Annotated in this window: 15 protein-coding genes; 12 read left to right on the forward strand and 3 right to left on the reverse strand. The window is 67.6% G+C overall.

Going from position 1 to position 19863, the window contains the following annotated elements:
• Nucleotides 1-27: 27 nt before the first annotated feature.
• From ASC70_RS11035 to ASC70_RS11080, 10 genes are all read left to right on the forward strand, one after another.
• Nucleotides 28-1242, forward strand: coding sequence for a phage tail tube protein (locus ASC70_RS11035; RefSeq protein ID WP_056049992.1), 1215 nt, complete (start codon nucleotides 28-30; stop codon nucleotides 1240-1242).
• Between the two features lie 83 nt (nucleotides 1243-1325).
• Nucleotides 1326-1772, forward strand: a complete 447-nt coding sequence (locus tag ASC70_RS11040; protein ID WP_047409023.1) for a hypothetical protein — start codon at nucleotides 1326-1328, stop codon at nucleotides 1770-1772.
• Complete coding sequence (locus ASC70_RS24945; protein ID WP_156396181.1) at nucleotides 1658-2119, forward strand: hypothetical protein; 462 nt, start codon at nucleotides 1658-1660, stop codon at nucleotides 2117-2119. The genes ASC70_RS11040 and ASC70_RS24945 overlap by 115 nt, the downstream gene beginning before the upstream one ends.
• A gap of 60 nt (nucleotides 2120-2179) precedes the next feature.
• A complete protein-coding gene (locus ASC70_RS11050; protein WP_056049997.1) occupies nucleotides 2180-7348 on the forward strand; it encodes a phage tail length tape measure family protein in 5169 nt (1722 codons plus the stop codon).
• Entirely contained in the window at nucleotides 7348-8259 is a 912-nt protein-coding gene (locus ASC70_RS11055) for a hypothetical protein (RefSeq protein ID WP_056049999.1), read from the forward strand. Before ASC70_RS11050 ends, ASC70_RS11055 begins: the two co-directional genes overlap by 1 nt.
• A gap of 4 nt (nucleotides 8260-8263) precedes the next feature.
• Complete coding sequence (locus ASC70_RS11060) at nucleotides 8264-9877, forward strand: hypothetical protein (RefSeq protein ID WP_056050002.1); 1614 nt, start codon at nucleotides 8264-8266, stop codon at nucleotides 9875-9877.
• Nucleotides 9878-9879: 2 nt separating this feature from the next.
• On the forward strand, nucleotides 9880-10113 hold the full coding sequence (locus tag ASC70_RS11065; RefSeq protein WP_056050006.1) for a hypothetical protein: 234 nt from the start codon (nucleotides 9880-9882) through the stop codon (nucleotides 10111-10113).
• 12 nt (nucleotides 10114-10125) lie between these two features.
• Nucleotides 10126-10503: a hypothetical protein gene (locus tag ASC70_RS11070; protein ID WP_056050008.1), complete on the forward strand. Its 378-nt coding sequence runs from the start codon at nucleotides 10126-10128 to the stop codon at nucleotides 10501-10503.
• 89 nt (nucleotides 10504-10592) lie between these two features.
• Nucleotides 10593-11147 (forward strand): lysozyme, encoded by a 555-nt coding sequence (locus ASC70_RS11075; protein ID WP_056050010.1) that lies wholly within the window; start codon nucleotides 10593-10595, stop codon nucleotides 11145-11147.
• A complete protein-coding gene (locus ASC70_RS11080; RefSeq protein ID WP_056050011.1) occupies nucleotides 11144-11377 on the forward strand; it encodes a hypothetical protein in 234 nt (77 codons plus the stop codon). The genes ASC70_RS11075 and ASC70_RS11080 overlap by 4 nt, the downstream gene beginning before the upstream one ends.
• On the opposite strand, the gene ASC70_RS11085 is transcribed toward ASC70_RS11080, so the two are convergent.
• Both ASC70_RS11085 and ASC70_RS11090 read right to left on the reverse strand, forming a co-directional pair.
• Nucleotides 11374-12480 carry a hypothetical protein gene (locus tag ASC70_RS11085; RefSeq protein WP_156396182.1) on the reverse strand — a complete coding sequence of 369 codons (1107 nt, stop codon included), beginning with the start codon at nucleotides 12478-12480 and terminating at the stop codon, nucleotides 11374-11376. The genes ASC70_RS11080 and ASC70_RS11085 overlap by 4 nt on opposite strands.
• Nucleotides 12481-12629: 149 nt before the next feature.
• Complete coding sequence (locus ASC70_RS11090) at nucleotides 12630-15356, reverse strand: TonB-dependent receptor (RefSeq protein WP_056050016.1); 2727 nt, start codon at nucleotides 15354-15356, stop codon at nucleotides 12630-12632.
• Between the two features lie 308 nt (nucleotides 15357-15664).
• Here ASC70_RS11090 and ASC70_RS11095 point away from each other — a divergent pair, with 308 nt between their 5' ends.
• A complete protein-coding gene (locus tag ASC70_RS11095; RefSeq protein ID WP_056050018.1) occupies nucleotides 15665-17461 on the forward strand; it encodes an alpha-amylase family glycosyl hydrolase in 1797 nt (598 codons plus the stop codon).
• Nucleotides 17440-19083: an alpha-amylase family glycosyl hydrolase gene (locus ASC70_RS11100; RefSeq protein WP_162247208.1), complete on the forward strand. Its 1644-nt coding sequence runs from the start codon at nucleotides 17440-17442 to the stop codon at nucleotides 19081-19083. Before ASC70_RS11095 ends, ASC70_RS11100 begins: the two co-directional genes overlap by 22 nt.
• Before the next feature lies 1 nt (nucleotide 19084).
• On the opposite strand, the gene ASC70_RS11105 is transcribed toward ASC70_RS11100, so the two are convergent.
• Entirely contained in the window at nucleotides 19085-19858 is a 774-nt protein-coding gene (locus ASC70_RS11105) for a hypothetical protein (protein WP_056050023.1), read from the reverse strand.
• Nucleotides 19859-19863 lie beyond the last annotated feature (5 nt).

Raw genomic sequence — 19863 nt, forward strand, 5'->3', positions numbered from 1 at the left:
CCGACAACTTCCCAGGAGAAGATCCCCATGGCCGTCGCCCAGGGCATCAACAAGAAGACCGTCTACAAGAAGCAGACCGGCCTCGGCGCGCCCGCCGCCGGCGCCGGCGGCCAGGTCGTCCGCCGCACCAGCTCGGTGTTCCAGGCTCCGCCGGACACCTTCGAGAGCAACGAGATCGTCAGCCACCAGCAGTCGACGGGCGTCGGCCTGGGCGTGGTCAAGCCGGCCGGTAAGATCGACGGCCTGCTGTCGCCGGGCACCTACGCCACCCTGCTGGGCTCGCTGCTGCGCAAGGACATGACGGCCGGCGTCTCGGCGGCCGGCGCCTCGATCACGGTGGCCGGCTCGGGCCAGAACTACACCCTGACCCGCGCCGCCGGCTCGTACCTGACCGACGGCTTCAAGGTCGGCGACGTGGTGCGCCTGACGGCCGGCGCGTTCAATCCCGCCAACGTCCAGAAGAACCTGCTGATCGTGACCCTGGCCCCGCTGGTGGCCACGGTCCGGGTGATCAACGGCTCGACCATGGTCCCCGAAGGCCCGGTCACCGGCGCCACGATCGCGGTCACCGGCAAGAAGTCGCTGGTCCCGCTGACGGCCCACACCAACGACTACTACACCTTCGAGGAGTGGTACCCGGACCTGGGCCGCTCGGAAGCTTATGCCGACCAGCAGGTGGGCCAGGCCGCGCTGAACCTGCCGGCCACCGGCAACGCCACGATCTCGCTGGACACCGTAGGCCGCACCCGCGTTCTGGGCGCCGCCCAGGTGCTGACCGGCCCGACCGCCGAGACCGTCACCGACATCCTGACGGCGGTGAACGGCGTGGTCCTGGTCAACGGCGCACCGGTCGCCAACGTCACCGGCGCCCAGGTGACCATCAACGGCAACGCCGCCCACAGCGACGCCGTGGTCGGCTCGAACGTGGTCGACGACATCCAGCGCGGCCGCATCGCCGTGTCGGGTTCGTTCACCGCCAAGTTCGACAGCGTGACCCTGCAGACCATCTTCGACAGCCGCTCGACCACCTCGCTGGTGCTGGCGGTGACCGAGGACGCCACGTTCAACGCCGACTTCGTGGTCATCAACCTGCCGATGATCAAGCTGACCGGCGACACCCCCGACGACGGCGAGAAGGCGGTGATCCGGACCTATCCGTTCACGGCCCAGATCAACGGCGCCGGCGGCCCGGCCCTGGCCAGCGACCAGACCATCATCGCCATCCAGGACAGCGCCGCCTAACCGCCGGCGTCCTTTCTCCCGTCCCACTCCCCCTCAACTCAACGGCCGGGTCGCGCCCGGCCGTCCTTTTCAAGGACACGACCATGATGAAGTCCCCGACCGAGACCACCCTGTTCGACCTGAACGACCTCGACGCCGTCGCCGCCGGCGACACCCCGTTCGAGATCGAATATGTCCGCGCCGACGGCTCGGGCTCCGGCGTCTTCCTGCTGGTGCTGGGCGGCCAGTCCGAGAAGGTGCAGGGCGAGGTCAACCGCCTCGTCAACGACCGCCGCAAGAAGCAGGCGATCGCCGCGGCGATGCAAGGCCGCGCCAATCCCGAAAAGGCCGACTTCACCCCGATCGAGGACGACATCGCCTTCGGCCACCGCCTGACCGCCGTCCGCCTGGTCGGCTGGCGCGGTATCAAGCAGGAATGGTCGGCCGAGAACGCCTACCGCCTGGTCAGCCGCAATTCCGAGATCGCCGAGCAGGTCACCGCCGCGTCGAACAACCTCGGAAATTTTATGCTGGGCAAGTCCGCGGCCTGATCGCCTACGCCCGCGAGCAGTTCGAGCTCGCGGGCCGGCAGGACGACGGCGAGCCGCTGCGGACCCACCTCGAGAGCCTCGCCCGCCAGGGCGACGCCGAGGCGACCTGGCGGCTCGCCAACCCGCCGCCGCTGTCGCCGCACGTGGCCCACCTGTGGGCCTGGTACGCCGACCTCTGCCAGACCCGCCAGAGCGGCGGGTTTGGCCCGTCCCGTCTCTCGCGCCTGGAGGTCCAGGCCTGGGAGCGCGACGAGGGCGTCCGGCTGGAGCCCTGGGAACGCCGGGCCCTGCTGGCCCTCGACGCCGAACACCTTCTGACGATGACGGCCCCCGCCAAGGGCGGCTGACCACCTCACGGGCTGCGCCTCCAAGCGGGGGCGCGGCCCGAACCTTTTGGGAGAGCCGCTGTGTGCGATCTGAACGACCTGATCTCGGAGTGCAAGAAGGCCGCCGGGGCCGCCAGCGAGCTCGCGGGCGCGCAGAAGAAGTTGGATGCGCAAACGGCGTCGACGACCCAGACCGCTCGCGTGTCCGCCGAGCAGATGGGCAAGCTGAAGGATGCGACGAAGGGCTTCATCTCTTCGATCTCGGCCGGCGAGAATCCGCTCAAGGCCTTTGCAGCGCAGGGCCCAGCCGTCGCGGAGGTATTCGCAAAGGCGATTTCCAACGGCGCACCGTTGAAGGAGTTGCTCGGAGGGATTGTCGAGGCGGCCAGTCCGATCGCCGGCGTCAGCGCGCCGGTCGCGGGGGTCGCCATCGCCCTGAGCGCCGTGGCCTCGGCCGCGGCCGAGGCTCAAAAGCAGACGGCGGCGTTCAATCAGTTGGCGCAAGGCGTGGGACGGGACGTCGGCATGACCGGCGGGCAGCTCCAGGCCTTGGCCGAAACGGCGGCGGACGCCGCGCATGCCTCGATCGCCGACGCCGAGAGCTGGACCCAGGCCTATGTGAGGATGGGCGTCAGCAATTCTGGTGTCTTGGGCCAAGCTGTAGCGGACACCAAGGCCCTTGCGAAGGCGATTGGCGTCGATGGCGCTCAGGCGTCCCAACTGCTGGGCGCGGCCTTGACCAATCCGATCGCCAACCTTGACGCCCTGGCCAGAGCGACTGGCGGGTTCGACTACGCGACCCGGGACAGCATCCAAAGCATGGCTCGGCGCGGTGAACTGGCCCAGGCTGATGCGCTCATTCTCAGGGAGGTCGAGAACCGCACGGTGGCGACCTCGGGGAAGGTGACGACACTCAGCGGCGCCTACGATCGCGCCGCGACATCGATCGGCAACTACCTGCAGAAGATGGCCAAGGTCGTGTTTACCGAGCCGGACCCGGCTGCGGTCGAGGAAACCTATGCCGGTTTCGGCTACAATCCGGCCGCCGAGAAGCGCAAGGCAGCGCGCCAAAAAGCTCAGGACGGCGCCGTTGATAGCACGATCGGCGCCGCAGCGCGTGCGGCTCACGAGATCGCCGATCCGAAAGAGCGGCAGATCAAGGAGCTGACTGACCATAGGGCGGCCCTGTCGAACGCGGTGGCAAGGGGCGTCGGCGCGCTGAAGGATGCCGGCCTGACCAAGGCGCAGGCCCAGCGGGATATTCAAACGCTGAACGGAAAGATCGTGGACCTGCAGAAGGGGGACGGTTCGAGCGCGGCCGCCCGGGGAGCCTCCACGCGCGTCGCTTCCGCTTCCCATGCCGAATATCGCGGCGGCGACGCCATTCAAGCGGCAAAGTCGGCTGAGCTGTCCGCGCAGTTGGGAGCAACCAAGGACGTCCAGGAGATCGCCAGGCTCCGGCACGAGCAGGTCGCGGTCGAGTTCAAGTCCCAGCAAGACCGCCTGATCGCCCAGATGAAGAACGGCGAAATCAACAAGGCCGACGGCGAGTTCATCGGGGAAAAGTATAAGTCCATCGCCAATGCCAAGGACGCGGCGATCGAGCAGGAGCGCAGCGCTCAGCTGCTGCAGGCCGAGGTCGCGCGCCGTCAGAGCCAGAACGGCTACCTCGACCAGATGGACAAGTTCACTGCCGACACCGTGGGTACGGCAGAGGAGCGCAATAGGATCGAACTGGAGGCCCTCAAGCGCCGCCAGGAGTTCGAGACCTTCACGCTGCAGCGTACCAATACGCAGAAGATCCGGACGGGCGAAATCGATTGGCTCGAAGCCTTCCTGCTGGAGATCCAGCAGGAAGAGGTGCAGCAGGCCGAGAAACAGGCGACGATCCGCAAGCAGACGATTGATGCCGAGAAGCACGCCTTGGATATCCGCGTGGCCGGCCTGCAGAGCACGATCGACATCGCGGAAGGCCAGAAGGTCCTGGCGCGCTCGGTCGGCGCCACCCGCGCGATCGATGCGCGCATCCTGGACCTGAAGCACCAGCAGGAGATCGCGGCCCAGCAGGCTATCGTCAACGGGACTGGCTCCACTCCGGAGCAGGTGCGCGACGCCGAGAAGCGGATCGGCGTCCTCAACCAGACCTATGCCAACCAGGTCGAGGCCGCGCAGCGGCTGGACGTCTCGTACGGCGACATGTCGTCTACGCTCAAGAATGCCGCCAGCGCGCTGGACCAGCACGATTGGCTGGGGGCGACGAAAAGCCTGTTCGACGCGTTCGAAACCTTCACGCTGAAGATGCAGGACAGCGGCGCGAGCCTTGAGTCCAAGATCGGCGCGATTGCCGGCCTCGCCAACGGCGTGGGCGCGATGATCGGCGGCAAGGCCGGGGCGGCGCTTTCGGGCGCCGGCTCGGGCGCGGCGGCCGGCTTCCAGATGGGCGGCCCCTGGGGTGCGGCGGTCGGCGCGGCGCTGGGGGGCGTGGCCGGTCTGCTGGGCGCTTCCAACGCCAAGGCGCAAGCCAAGATCGATGCGCTGATGAAGGCGCAGCAGGATCTGCAGGCCAGGCAGAAGGAGAGTTCGGGCGCGATCGAAAAGTCGCTCGGGTTGGCCGGACAGTACCAGAACACCGACCTCGACTATTCGAACGCCATGCTGGGGTCGCTTCGGTCGATCGACGGCAAGATCGGTGTCGTCGCCGCCGGTATCGCGCGGAGCATCGCAAGCGGCGGGCTGCTGAGCACGTCCGGTCTGGGGCTGGGCTCGACTTCTTCGCGCGGTCGCGTCGTCGGTGCGAGCATCGGGGGGGCGATCGGTGGCCTGGCTGGCGTTGGAGTCGGCGCGGCGGCTACAGGCGCGGCTTTCGCTGCCGCGACGGTTGGTGGCGGCTTGGTGCTTGGAGGGATCACGGCGTTTCTGGCCACCAATCCTATCGGCTGGATCGCGGGCGCTGTCGGCGCCCTGGTCGGCGCGCTCACCAAGACCAAGAAGACCGTCCAGGTTCTGGATCAGGGCCTGAACTTCACCGCCCAAACGTTCGGCCAGATCACCGCCGACGGCCTGGCTGGCAGCCAGTATGCCGACCTGCTCACGACCAAGAAGACTTCGTTCGCCGGCATCGGTCTGTCGACCAAGGTCAGCACCTCGACCGTCTATGGCGGCGTCGACCCCGACCTGCTGGCCCAGATCACCGGCGTCATCGAGGCGCTAGGCGAAGGCGTCGTCACCGCCGCCAAGACCTTCGGCGAGGCTGCGGGTCAGGCCGCGCAGGACGCGCTCGCCGGCGCGACGATCGATCTCGGCAAGCTGTCCCTCAAGGACCTCAAGCCCGACGAGATCGAGGCCGCGATCAACGCGATGTTCGACAAGGTGGCGGATGACCTGGCCTCGGCCGGCGTGCCGGCCCTGAAGGACTTGGCCAAGGTCGGCGAGGGCGCGTTCGAGACGCTGACGCGGCTGGCGACCGAGTACAAGACCATCGACGCGGCCTTGGCCTCGGTGGGCATGGCGTTCAAGACCGGCGGCCTGGGGTCGCTGGAAGCGCGCAAGGGTCTGCTCGACAAGTTCGGCGGCCTGGACGCCTTCACGTCGCAGACGGCCTTCTTCGGCGAACACTTCCTGACCGAGGATGATCGCCTCAAGCCTCTCAGGGCCTCGGTCGCGACCACCTTGACGGCGATGGGCCAACCCGCCGACCTGTCGCGCGAAGGCTTCAAGAAGTTCGTCCAGGGCCAGGACGTGTCCACCAAGGACGGCGCCGAGCTCTACGCCGCCCTGATGGCCTTGGCTCCCGCCTTCGATAAGGTGGCCACGGCCGCCGAGACCGCCAAGGCCGCGATCGACGACCAGCGGACCTCGATCCAGGACCAGATCGACGAACTGACCAAGTCGCCCGCCGAACTGCTCGCCAAGTCGCGCGACAAGGAGAGGGAGGCGGTCAAGGCGCTGGATCTGTCGCTGGTCCCGCTGCTCGAGAACCTCTGGAAGCTGCAGGACGCGGCCGAGGCCGCCAAGCTGGCGACCGACCGGTCGAACGCCGAGGCCGACATGCTGGACGCCCAAGGCTTCACGGAGCAAGCCAAGGCCAAACGGCGGACCCTGGCCCTGGCGGACGTCAAGGATCCCGACCAGCGGACCTACATGCAGCGCACCTGGGCCGCCGAGGACGCCGCCGCCAAGGTGTCGGTGGCGCGCGACGTGCTGACCCAGGCCTATCACGACGAGCAAGACGAGATCCTGAAGACCAAGGACAAGTTCAAGGAGCTCTCCGACTCCTTGAAGGCGTTCAGCGCCAGCCTGTCGGACACCATCGCCGGCGCGGACCTGGCCACGCGCTATCGTACGACACGGCAGGCGTTCCAGGCGACGGCGTCCCTGGCGCGAACCGGGAACGAGGACGCCCTGCGCCGGCTGCAGGCCGAGGGCGAGGCGTTCACCAGCGCCTCGCGCGACTACGCCTCGACCAGCATCGACTACCTGCGCGACGTCGGTCTGGTCCGCTCCGCCGTCGATGACGCGGCCGACGCGGCGGATAACCAGGTCTCGATCGCCGACCAGCAACTGCTGACGTTGAAGGAGTCCTTAAAGGGGCTGATCGACGTTAAGGATGGCGTTATCTCGGTCAGGGACGCGATCGCCAATCTGCAAGGCGCGCTAGTCGAAGCGCGGGCGGCGGGCGTCGGTTCGGTCGGCGGCTCAAACCTCGGGCTGACGCCGACGAACACGTCTTCTCCGTCCCCGACCGTTCAGCGTGACCCAACCCTCGCCAACGCCAACATGGCCTGGCTGCTCACCCACGGCATGCTCGCGGCGGCCAACGACACCAAGCCGGACGACGCGACCAAGGCCTATATCGCCCTCGGGAACACCTACAAGCCCGGCTACATGGACATCGTCAACACGCAGGGGATCAACGCCGCCAACGCGTTGGTCGACGCCGGCAAGCTGTCGGTCCTGCAGGGCGGTTCTCTGAACTTCGCCACCGGCGGCGGCTTCGAGGTCGGGGGCTCCGGCCCGCCGGACTCCAAGCTGTTCAACCTGGCCCTCAGCCCCGGCGAGGCGGTCAACGTCCAGCGCGCCGACCAGAAGGGCGACCGGTCCCTGATCACCGAACTGCGACGCCTGCGCGAGGAACTCGCCGACCTGCGCGAGACCAGCGTCCGCATCGCCAACAGCAACGACAAGATGGAGCGCACCTTGACCAATGTCACCGAAGGCGGACGCGCCATGATGACCGAGGCGGCCGCCTGATGCGCGCCCTGCCTCCCATTCCCATCACGCCGGCTCTCCTGACCAGCACCTCCTGCGCCGAGCCTTCGGCGGGGGAGGCTGTGTGGGCCAGCGGGACCACCTACGCCGTCGGCGACCGGGTGATCAGCACCGCGACCCACCGGGTCTATGAGAGCCTGAAGGCCAGTAACGCCGGCAAGGATCCCACCCTGGCGGCCAACGCCGCCTGGTGGCTGAACATCGGCCCGACCAACCGCTGGGCCATGTTCGACCTGTTGCGCAACACCGGCACGACCACGGCCTCGCCGTTGACCGTGTCGATCACGCCGGGCCAGCGCGTCGACTCGATCGGCGTCGTCGGCATGGTCGCCGACACGGTCAGCGTCACCGTCACGGTGGCCGGCGCGACGGTCTACACGGCCTCGGCCAACCTGCTGAACCGGCCGACCGGCGGCTGGTACGACTACTTCTTCGGCGCGTTCCGCTACCGGCAGGAGTTCGCCCGCTTCGACCTGCCGCCCTACACCAACGCGGTCGTCACCATCACCCTGACCAAGGCGAACGGCAACGTCACCTGCGGCGGGGTGGTGCTGGGCTCGTCGGTCTATCTGGGCCGCACCCTGCACGAGGCCGAAAGCGACGCGCTGAACTTCTCGAAGATCGACCGCGACGACTTCGGAACCGCCACCCTGGTGCCGCGCCGCTCGGTGCCGCGCACCGTCCAGACGCTTCGTTGCAAGAAGACCGACGTCGATCGGATCCTGCAGCTGCGCGACGACCTCAACGCCACGCCGGCGCTGTGGTCGGGCCTGGACGACCAGGACAGCGGCTACTTCTCGGCCCTGCTCATCGTCGGCGTCTACAAGCGGTTCACGATCTCGATGGACCAGCCGGAAGACGCCCTGATTTCCCTCGAACTCGAAGAGGTCTGACCCCGTGCCCGCACAAATCACGGCGCTTCCCACGCCGCCCTCCACCAACGACCCCGCCAACTTCAACACCCGCGCCGACGCGTTCCTCGGCCAGATGCCGACGTTCGTGACGGAGGCGAATGCGCTGGCCAGCGAAGTGGCGGCCAGCGCCGCCCAGACGGCGGCCGACCGCGTGCAGACCGGCCTCGACCGCGCTGTCTCGGTCAGCGCCCTGAGTTCGCCCGGCACCAACGGCAGCAGCACGACTTCGCTGCCGGTCGGGACGGGGACCAAGGCTTTCACGACGCAGACCGGCAAGGCCTGGGTCCCAGGGCAGGGCTTTTTTCTGGCCAGCACCGCCTCGCCGCTGAACTGGATGAGCGGGATCCTGACGGCCTACAACTCCGGCACCGGCGCGGCGACCTTGGAGGTCGATACGGTCGGTGGTTCGGGGACGTTCGCGGCCTGGAATTGCGGCTTGGCTGCGGGACGGTCCATGGCGGTCGCGACCCAGGCGCAGGCGGAGGCGGGGACCGACGCCGTCACAGTCATGACGCCCCAGCGCGCGGCGCAGTCGGCGGCGGTTTTCGGCGCCCCCATGGGCGGGATCGTGCAGAGCTCGATTAACCCAGGTTCGCGTTGGCTGCCTTGCACCGGACAGACCTATCTCAACACGGCCTATCCCGCGATCGCGTCCTCGATGCAGGCCTACGTCAATCCGATGGCGTTGCGGCAGTCGGTGACGACGACGGACAAGGTCTACTATGGCGCCGGCATATTCTTGGCCTGGGCCGCGAACGGCTCGATCTGGTCCCTCTATACGTCTCCAGACGGCGTTACGTGGACGTCGCGAACTAACCCGTTCGGGACCTCGACGGCGCCCCTATTTGTCGTCTACGGCGCGGGGGTGTTCGTCGCGGTCACCAATTCGGCAATCTATACTTCACCCGATGGTCTGACTTGGACTCTCCGGTCAAGTCCGCTTGGGTCGATCTTTGTTCTCGCCTGGAGTGGCGCTCAGTTCGTCATGTTCGGCTACTTTGGCGGCAGCTTCGGCGTTGTGACGTCTAGTAACGGTATAAATTGGTCTGGCGGCGCCACGATTGAGTACGGCGATACAATGAGAATTTTGACCTATAGTTCATCCATACCTCGTTGGATTTCCTTTGGTGGGACTTCAGGGTACTATTCTCCAAATTTGTCTGATTGGTATCCGGTAAATACTGCAAACACGACCGTGTACGATTGTGTGTGGGGCGCTGGAAAGTTCGTCGCCGTCGGAGCCGGAAACATTATTCAGTATTCGTCCGATGGTTTGAATTTCTCAGCTGCGCCGACGCCGTTCACCGGCGTCACTTGGAACCAGGTGATATACGACGGCGCTCGCTTCATCGCGTCCGGATCCAACGGAGCGCTGGCCTCCTCCACGACGGGGTCCTCCGGCTGGACAGCGCTGGGCGCCGGTGTCGGCTCCGCGGCCATTACCGGAGTCGCCAGGGCCTCCAGCAATGTCACCTCGCCGATCATCGTCGCCTCCGGCGGATTCCGATCGGGACTGGACGCCTCGACGACCCAGTTCACGACTCCCAACATCACGCCCGCGGCCGCCGGCCTCGGCGTCTATATCAAGGCGTCCTGACCATGATCGATATCTACGAAATCGACGAATTCGGCCAATGGACCGGCGCGTCCGACCAGATCGATGAAGTCGATGGCTGCACGCCAACTTGGGTGCGAGCGCCAGCGCCGCCCAAGTTCCCCGAAGGCGGCGCCGTCGTCTGGGCGATCGGGCGCTGGCATGTGCGGGATGACCGTTTGATCGCCGAGATCGAACCGGAAGAGCCCGTTTCTCAAAAAGAGGCCCAGCAACAGTAAGGAGTAACCCCCGTGGACATCCCCACAGCCATCGCCAAATCGTGGCCATATGTGATGGTGGCCGCGCCGGGGATCTATGCGGTGGTCAAGGACCTCCTCGGCCGGCGGGCGATCGCCCGCAAGGCCGAGGCGGACCTGATGCAGATGGCGCAGGACGCCGCCTCGGGGGTGATCCACACCCTGCGCGAGGAGGCCGACCGCCTGGCGCACCGCCTCGAACAGGTCGAGGCCGAGCTGGGCGACCTGCGTCGCGAGCACAGCCGCATGATCCTCGACAAGGACGCCCGCATCGCCCTGCTGGAGGGCGAGAAGCGCCAGCTGGAGGCCAGGGTCGCGGCCTATCGCCGGATCCTGGCCGCCCATGGCCTGGCCGAGGAATCGGCCGCCTAGCACTTCGAGGTGGCGGCCGGCGACAAGCCGGTCGTCACCCCCGCGCGGTCGGCTGACCGCCTGAATTTCCGACAAGAAGGAGCCTGCCCATGCCCACGCCCCCGGCGCGGGACGTTCCCGCCTGCGCGCTGGCCTTGATCCGGCGGTTCGAGGGGCTGCACGACGGCGATCGCAAGACCGCCGTGCTGGAGCCCCAGGCCGATCCGGTCGGGATCTACACGGTCGGCTGGGGCCATGCCCTGTTCGCCGGCGGCAAGCCGATTAAGGACCGCGAGGCCGCCTATCGCCTGTGGCGCGCGCGTTGGCCGGCGGGGATGGTCCGACCCGACGCCGACGCGCTGCTGAAGGCCGACGCCCAAGCGGTTTGCGACAAGGTCGTCGCCCTGTTTCCCGAGACGCCGCTGAGCGAGGCCCAGCTCGGGGCGATGGTCAGCCTGGCCTACAATGTCGGCGTCGGCGAGGTCGGCGGCGGGCCGGACTTCGCCGACAGCAGCGTGCGCCGGCGACTGATCGCCGGCGACGTCGCGGGCGCGGCCGACGCCTTCCGGCTGTGGCGCTACGCCGGCGGCCGCGAACTGCCGGGCCTAGTCGCCCGCCGCGAGGCCGAGCGTGTGGTCTTCCTCAATCAAGGAGCTTTGAAATGAAACACGTCATCGGCCCGATGGCGGGCCTGCTTTTGACCGTCTGCCTGTCGGCCTGCGCTGGCCTGGCCGCCGATCCGCTCACCCTGGCCCAGGCGGTCAGGATCCTCAACGAGGGCTGCGAGCGGACGGTCAACCTCACCGTGGACAAGAGCCAGCCGGGCGGCGGCTCGCTGAGGGTGACCCGCGCCTGTCCGCCGGCCGCCGAGACGTCCGGCGTTCCGAAGCCCTAGAACTGGGACGGATAGGCCTTGGCCGTCTTGGCGTCGTTGTAGGCCGCGCCGGGGCAGTCGACGGCGTAGGCGTTGGCGGTCTCGGCCAGATAGGGACCCCGGCCGGCGTCGCCGTTGAGCGCGCGGCATGAGACGGCGGTCTTGTAGACCACCGCGCCGTCGCGGCTGAGGTCGTTCATGAAGATGTCGAAGGCCAGGTCCATCAGGCCGCGCGTGGCCGCCAGGCGCCGGGTGCGGCCGTTGAAGGTGGTGGTGATCTCGTCGCTGGTCGAGACGTCGCGCGAGACCGGGACCGGACCGGCGGCCGCGCCGGCCGCGCTGATCGCCCCGCCGGCCAGCATGGCCTCCAGGTCCTGGAAGCGGCCGGCGGCGGTCCCGACGGCCAGGGCCGTGGCGAAGGCCGCGTCGGCGCCGGCTCCGGTGCGATACGGGCCGCCGATCAGGCCGGCCTGGACCGCGCCGACCAGGCTGGCATAGGGCGCGTCGGCGATCGAGACGATCAGCTTCTGGTTGACGTAGTAGCCCAGGGCCACGCCGCCGATGGCACCGCCGGGCAGGGCGATCACCCGGTCCTTCGAAGCGCCCAGCGGGCCGGCGATGGCGGCGCGGGCGATCTCGGGCGTGACGCCGGTCCAGCGCGCTTCGTAGGAGGCCTCGATGGTCTTTTCGCGCACCACCTCGCCCGTGCGCCAGCGCACCAGGCGGAAGGTGACGCGGGCCGAGGCCAGCTTGTCGCTGCCCAGCCAGACGTTGGGGCCGCGCAGCTCTTCGAAGCTCGTGTACAGCATGTACTCGGCGTCGAGGCGGCTGGGAGCCAGCATCTCGGCGTGGCGCAGATGGTCGTTCAGGCTCTCGACGACCTGGACGCGGGTAGGGCGGGTGGTGATCACCGCGCCGCCGTCGAACCAGCGGAACTCGGGCGCGCCCTCGACGGCCTGGACGGCGACGTTGCGGTAGTAGGCGCGGGCGGGCGCGGCCTTGGCCACGGCCAGCGGCGGCATCGCCGGCTGGCGCAGGGCGGCGACGTCATCGCGAGTGGCGCAGGCGCCCAGCAGGCTGGCCCCGGCCAGCAACGCGGCCAGGCCCATGGATTTCGTCGACATCGATGCGCTCCCCCAGATCGGCGGGCACTATCGCGCTCAATTCTAAAGAGAGCTTGAAAGATCAGGCTTGCCGGAGGCTGGCGCGCAAAAAGAACCCCTGTCGGCGGGACCGACAGGGGGCTTGCAGGCTTAGGGGAAGGTTTAAGGGACTAGAACTTGTAGTTCAGCCCGACCAGGAAGGTGCGGCCGTAGTTCTGGTAGTCGATGACCTGGCGCGGGTCGTTGTTCTGGTAGGTGACGAAGGGCTCGTTGGTCAGGTTGTTGACCTGGGCCAGCAGCGACAGGCCGTTCATCGGGCCGTCGTCGAAGGTGTAGCCGACCTGGCTGTCGACCACGGACTCGCCCTTGACCATCCGGTAGTTGCGGCCGTTGCCGAAGCCGGAGACCTCGCCCAGGAACTTGGAGCGGTAGCGGTCGCTGACCCGGAACGAGAAGCCGTTCTTCTCGTAATAGACCGTCAGGTTGGCCACCTTCTTCGACAGGCCCGGGATCGGCGCGGTCTTGTCGCTCGGGTTCGGCTGGATCGAGCTGTCGGTGTACGAGGCGCTGAAGGTGGCGCCGAAGCCGTCCAGCATCGGGGTCAGCAGCGCGCCCGGCATCGAGGCGGCGAACTCGACGCCCTTGACCGCGCCGCCCTTGCCGTTCTGCGGCGTCGTCACCAAGCCCTGGCGGGTGGCCGGTTCCGGGTTGCCGCCGGTCGGGAAGCCGGTGAAGTCGAACACGACGCTCTGGTCGTAAACGTAGGTCTTCAGGTCCTTGTAGAAGGCGGCCAGCGAGATGTAGGCCTGGCGACCGAAATACTTCTCGTACGACACGTCATAGGCGTCGGCGCGCCAGGGCTCGAGCTCGGGATTGCCGCCCGTGCCGCTCCACGGCGAGAAGTTGATGTTGGTGTTGTTGGCTTTGGCCGGGTCGAAGCTGAAGGTCTTGCTGGCGCGCATCTGGTCCATCCGTGGACGGGCCAGGGTGCGGGCGATGGCGAAGCGCAGGCTCTGCTCGTTGGGCAGGGCGAACCGCAGGTTCACGCTGGGCAGGAAGTCGACGTACTTCTTGCCGCCCGACAGGTTGGCGCGGGTCACGCCGGCGCCGGTGCCGCTGGCGCCCAGGGCGGTCGAGCCCTGGTCGGTGTGGACGATCTGGAAGCCGAAATTGCCGGTGACCGGCACGCTGCCGAGGGCAGCGTCGATATTGGCCTTCACATAGCCGATCGCGACCTTCTCCTCGACGTCCCAGCTCTTGACCAGCACGTCCGAGTTCGGGTTGCGGACCAGATCGTACGTACCGCCCTTGATCAGGGCGAACGGGTCGTAGCTGACCATGCCGGGGATGCCGATGAAGCCCAGCGAGGTCGTGCCGACGATGGCCGACGAGGGGATCGTCACGCTGGCCGGCGAGCCCTTCACGCGCAGGAACCACTCGTCATTGACCAGGCCCTTGGAGCGTTCGCTGTAGTTGAAGCCGATCTCGAAGCTGGACAGGCCGTCGTCCAGGGCGCGGGTGGCCGACAGGCGGACCGCCTTCAGCTCGTCCTCGATGGTCGGCTGGTTCAGATAGCCGTCCTGGCCGCCGGCGATGATGTCGCTGCCCCAGCCTTGCGAGCTGGTCAGCTTGATCACGTTCGGGTCGGCGTAGTTCAGGGTCGACTTGAAGATCGCCACGCCGTCGTCGTTCATCGCGAACGTCATGTTGTCGGTGGCGCCCGTGCCCGAGCGGCCGGTGCCGGCGTAGGTCTCGAGGATCTGGTCGGTGCGCTCGACTTTCGAATAGGACAGGTCGCTGACCAGGGTCCAGGCGTCGCCGACTTGCAGCTTGTTGTTCCAGCCGACCGACTTGATGGTCGCGTCGCGGTCGTTGCCGTCGTTGCGGACCACGCCCTTGACGCCGTTGAAGGTCCCGCTGTTGACGAAGCCGCCCGAAGCCTGGGCGTTGGTCAGCGGCACGCCGCCCCAGACCAGCGGCAGCTCGATGCCGCGCTGGATCTGGTGGTTTTTGAACTCCGAATAGAAGACGTCCAGCGACGAGGTGAAGGTGTCGGTGGGCGCGAACTCCAGGACGCCGATCACGCCGTCGCGCTTCAGCATGCTGGACTGGACGTACGGCTTGGCGCCGCCGATCACCAGATTGCCGGCGGCGTCGGTGGGATAGCCCCAGGCGTTCCAGCGCTCGGCTTGATATGGCGACTCCATGTGGGCGTAGCCGAGCGCCAGGCCCAGCTTACCGTCCATGAACTGGTCGATGTACGAGATCGACAGGCGGTTGCCGTGCGCCTTGGTGCCGGCGTTCAGCGCGCCGATGTCGTTCCACTCGTAGCGGGCGCCGACCGCGAAGGCCCGCTTGCCGAAGGCCAGCGGGCGGACGGTGCGCATGTCGGCGGTGCCGGCCAGGCCCTGGCCGATCAGGCCGGCGTCCGGGGTCTTGTAGACCACGACGGCGCTCAGCAGTTCCGACGGATACTGGTCGAATTCGACGCCGCGGTTGTCCCCGGTCGAGACCTGCTCGCGTCCGTTCAGCAAGGCGGTGGTGAAGTCGGGCGCCAGGCCCCGGATCGAGATGACCTGCCCGCGGCCGTCGAGGCGCTGTGCAGTCAACCCAGGAAGACGCGCGATCGACTCGGCGATCGACACGTCGGGCAGCTTGCCGATGTCTTCCGCCGAGACGGCTTCGACGATCGAGGTCGAGCTCTTCTTCAGCGTGATGGCGCCTTCGATGCCGCGGCGGATGCCGGTGACGACGATCTCCTCGACCTTCGAGTCGTCCTGCGCGGCCGGGGTGGCGGTCTGCGCCTGGGCCGAGCCCGTCACGGCGAAGGTCAGCGCCAGGCCCGTGGCCCCGCCGGCCATCAGCCAAGCGCGGCGGCGCGAAAATTGAGTGCTCATGAAGTCCCTCCCTGTCCGGCTCTGCGCGTTTGGTGTCGTGCGGCGGGCCGTTGGTGCAAACTACTGCAAATTAACGAGCTGTAATCAACCCAAAAAATCGCAAACGGAGGTCGTCTAGTTCCGCCGCCACATCGGAATCGCGTCGCGTGTGGCTTCTATGCGCCACTTGCCTGGTGAGTTTGTGCGCCGAAATGGCTGCAAATCGCCTCAAGACGGTGGATTGACAGGAAGTGATCGGTTCTGCAAATTCTTGCAAAGAAATGCAAGGGCGATCCGATTTCGAGGTCGCCGTGAACGGGAGGGGAGCGATGTCGGCCTTGACGCCCTGGCGACGGACGCTGCTGGCCATGACGGCCGCTAGCGCGCTGGCGACGGCCGCTCACGCCGCTTCGGTTCCCTACCTGCAACGCAAGCCCCAGGACGAGGTGATCTACTTCGTCCTGCCCGACCGCTTCGAGAACGGCGACCCGGCCAATGACCACGGCGGCCTGAAGGGCGGACCGCTGGTCGACGGCTTCGACCCGACGCGGGCCGGCTTCTATCACGGTGGCGACCTCAAGGGTGTGACCCGGCGGCTGGACTACATCCAGGGCCTGGGCGCGACGGCCGTGTGGCTGGCCCCGATCTTCACCAACCGGGCCGTGCAGGGCCCGCCGGGTCACGAGTCGGCGGCGCACCACGGCTACTGGATCACCGACTTCACCGACGTTGATCCGCATCTCGGGACCAAGGCCGACTTCAAGGCCCTGGTCGACGCGGCCCACGCCCGGGGCATGAAGGTCTATATGGACATCGTCGTGAACCACACGGCCGACGTCATCCAGTACAAGGAATGCCCGGACAGCCGCTGCGCCTATCGCGGCGTCGCCGACTATCCCTATGTCCGCCAGGGCGGGCTCGCCGGCGCGCCGATCAACGACGGCTTCGACAGCAAGGACTTCGGCAAGCTCAAGCGGCCCGACTGGGCCTATACGCCATACGTCCCGGCCGGGCAGGAGCACGTCAAGAAGCCGGACTGGCTGAACGATCCGATCTACTACCATAACCGCGGCGACAGCACGTTCGCTGGCGAGAGTTCGCTGCTGGGTGACTTCGCCACGCTGGACGACGTGTTCACCGAGAACCCGCGCGTGGTGGCGGGCTTCATCGAGGTCTACGGCGCCTGGATCGACCAGTTCGGGATCGACGGCTTCCGGATCGACACCGCCCGCCATGTGAACCCCGAGTTCTGGCAGGCCTTCGTCCCGGCCATGCTGGCGCGCGCCAAGGCCAAGGGCGTCCCGAACTTCCACATCTTCGGCGAGGTGTTCGACCCCGACGTCGCCGCCCTGGCGCGCCACACCCGTGTCGACAAGCTGCCGGCGGTGCTGGACTTCGCCTTCCAGTCGGCGGCCACCGACGTGGCCATCGGTCGGACCGGGACCGATCGGCTGGCCACCGTCTTCGCCGGCGATGCGGTCTATGAGGGAGGCGAGGCGACCGCGCGCCAGCTGCCGACCTTCCTGAGCAATCACGACATGGGCCGGTTCGGCTGGTTCGTGCTGAAGGCCAAGCCGGGGATCGGCGATGACGAACTGCTGGCCCGCGTCACCCTGGCCAACGCCCTGATGCTGACCGCGCGCGGCGCGCCGACGATCTATTACGGCGACGAGCAGGGCTTCACCGGCGACGGCGACTATGCCGACAGCCGCGAGGACATGTTCGCGAGCCAGGTCGCCAGCTACAACGACAACCGCCTGGTCGGTTCCAGCGCCAAGGGACCGGTGTCGGCGTTCAGGACCGACAGCGTGCTCTATGGCCGCATCGCCGCGCTGGCGAAGATCCGCCGCGCGACGCCCGCCCTGCGCGACGGCCGGCAGGTGGTCCGCTACGCCGGCGACAAGCCGGGCCTGCTGGCCTTCTCGCGTCTTCTGAACCAGACCGAGGTGTTGGCCGTCTTCAATACGAGCGACAAGCCGATCAAGGCCCAGGTTCCGGTCCAGGCCGGTTCCGTCGCGTGGCGAGCCCTGCGCGGCGCCTGCGCCGCGACGGCCAGCGCGCCCGGCAGCTATACCGTCGAGCTGGCGCCGCTCGACTACATGATTTGCGTTTCCGAGGGACGATAGTGACCGTTGAAGTTCTTGTTCGCCCCGGTGCGGAGATGTCGATGAACGCCGAATGGTGGCGCGGCGCCGTGATCTACCAGGTCTATCCGCGCAGCTTCGCCGACTCGAACGGCGACGGCGTCGGCGACCTGCCGGGGGTCACGGCCCATCTCGATCACATCGCCTCGCTGGGCGTCGACGGCGTGTGGCTGTCGCCGTTCTTCACCTCGCCGATGAAGGACTTCGGCTACGACGTCTCGGACTATCGCGACGTCGATCCGATCTTCGGAACCCTGGCCGACTTCGACGCCCTGATCGCCAAGGCCCACGCCCTGGACCTCAAGATCATCATCGATCTCGTCTTCTCGCACACCTCGGACGAGCACCCGTGGTTCGCCGAGAGCCGCCAGGACCGGACCAACGCCAAGGCCGACTGGTTCGTCTGGGCCGACGCCAAGCCCGACGGCAGTCCGCCCAGCAACTGGCAGTCGGTGTTCGGCGGCCCGGCCTGGACCTGGGACGCCCGCCGCGGCCAGTACTACATGCACAACTTCCTGGCCTCGCAGCCGCAGCTGAACCTGCATAATCCGGCGGTGCAGGAAGCCCTGCTGGCGGTCACCCAGTTCTGGATCGACAAGGGCGTGGACGGCTTTCGGTTCGACGCCATCAACTTCTCGATGCACGACCCGAAGTTCACCGACAATCCGCCGCTGCCGCCGGGCGGCAAGCGCACGCGGCCGTTCGACTTCCAGGACAAGATCCACAACCAGAGCCACGCCGACATTCCGAAGTTCCTCAGCCGGCTGCGGGCGCTGACCGATGCGAACGGCGGCCGGTTCTCGGTGGCCGAGGTCGGCGGCGATCATGCCGACCGCGAGATGAAGCTGTTCACGGCGGGCGACGACCGGCTGAACAGCGCCTATGGCTTCCTCTATCTCTACGCCGACAAGCTGACCGGCGACATGATCCCCCGGGGCGCGGCCATGTGGCCGGGCGAGGACGGGGAGGGCTGGCCCTCCTGGACCTTCTCGAACCATGACGCTCCGCGCGCGGTGTCGCGCTGGGCCGAGGGGCGCGACCGCAAGGCCTTCGCCGAGATGTGCCTGCTGCTGCTGATGGGGCTGCGCGGCAATGTCTTCGTCTACCAGGGCGAGGAACTGGGCCTGCCTCAGGCCAATGTCCCGTTCGAACGTCTGCAGGATCCCGAGGCCATCGCCAACTGGCCCCAGACCCTGGGCCGCGACGGAGCCCGCACGCCGATGCCGTGGATGTCGGGCGTGCTGAACGCCGGGTTCTCGGCCGTCGAGCCGTGGCTGCCGGTCGATCCCGAGCACCTGCCGCTGGCGGTGGACGCCCAGGAGGCGGATCCGTCCTCGACCCTGCATGTCGCGCGGCGGCTGATCGGTCTGCGCCGCACCTATCCGGCGCTGCGCACCGGCGCGATCAGCTTCATCGACACCAACAGCCCGCTGCTGATCTTCCAGCGCGGCGAGGGGACGGAGGCGCTGCTGCTGGCCTTCAACCTGGGGCACGAGACGGTGACGTGGTCCCTGCCGGACGGCTGGGCGATGGTCGACGGCGTGAACCTCGCCGCCGACGGCGAGATGCCGCCGTGCGCCGGGCTGGTGGCGCGGCGGGCCTGACTTAGCTCGTCCGGGCTGTCGGATGGCGACCGCTGCGCTGGGGCAGGATGAGGATCAGCGCGATCATGGCGCCCGCCAGAACAGCCGAGGCGACCGGACGGCTCAGCGCCAGGCCGCCATGGTCTAGAGGTTTGTCGAGGAAGTCGCCGACCGCGGCGCCCAGCGGGCGGGTCAGTATGAAGGCCGCCCAGAACAGCAAGACCTTGCTGGCCTTAGTCCAGAGATGCAGCACCGCGACCAGGGCCAGCAGGCCCGCGAAGATGATGGCCGCCCCGACATAGCCGAGGTTGGCTGTGTCGGCGGTCCAGTCGCCCAGCGCCGTGCCGAGGGTTTGGGAAAAGGTGATGGTCAACCAGTAGAATAGCTCGGCCTTGCGCGAATGGATGTCGTCCGCATCGATCCTGCCTAGCGCCAGCCGCCAGCCCGCGAGCGAGGCGAGTACGCTCGCCAACAGCATCAGAGACCCGCCCGCATAGCCGATCCCGAGCGAGCGCGTGGCGAAGTCGGCCATGGTCGTGCCGGCGGTGGTCGAGGCTACGATCGTCGCCCAGTAGAGGAACGGATGAAAGCGCCGCGCCCGGACTTGCCCGCCCGCGAACGCCAGGAGGATCGCTAGGAAGATCGCGGAACTGACCAGATAGCCCAGGTTCAACGTCATGCTCAGCGTATCGCCGCCGGTCTCGCCCAGCGTCGTGGCCAGCACCTTGATGACCCAGAAGCCCAGAGTGACGGCGGGGACCTTGCTGGCCGCTGTCCGCGGTTTACCGTCGCGCATCAGGC

It is taken from the genome of Caulobacter sp. Root343 (assembly GCF_001425745.1).
Lineage (GTDB): Bacteria > Pseudomonadota > Alphaproteobacteria > Caulobacterales > Caulobacteraceae > Caulobacter.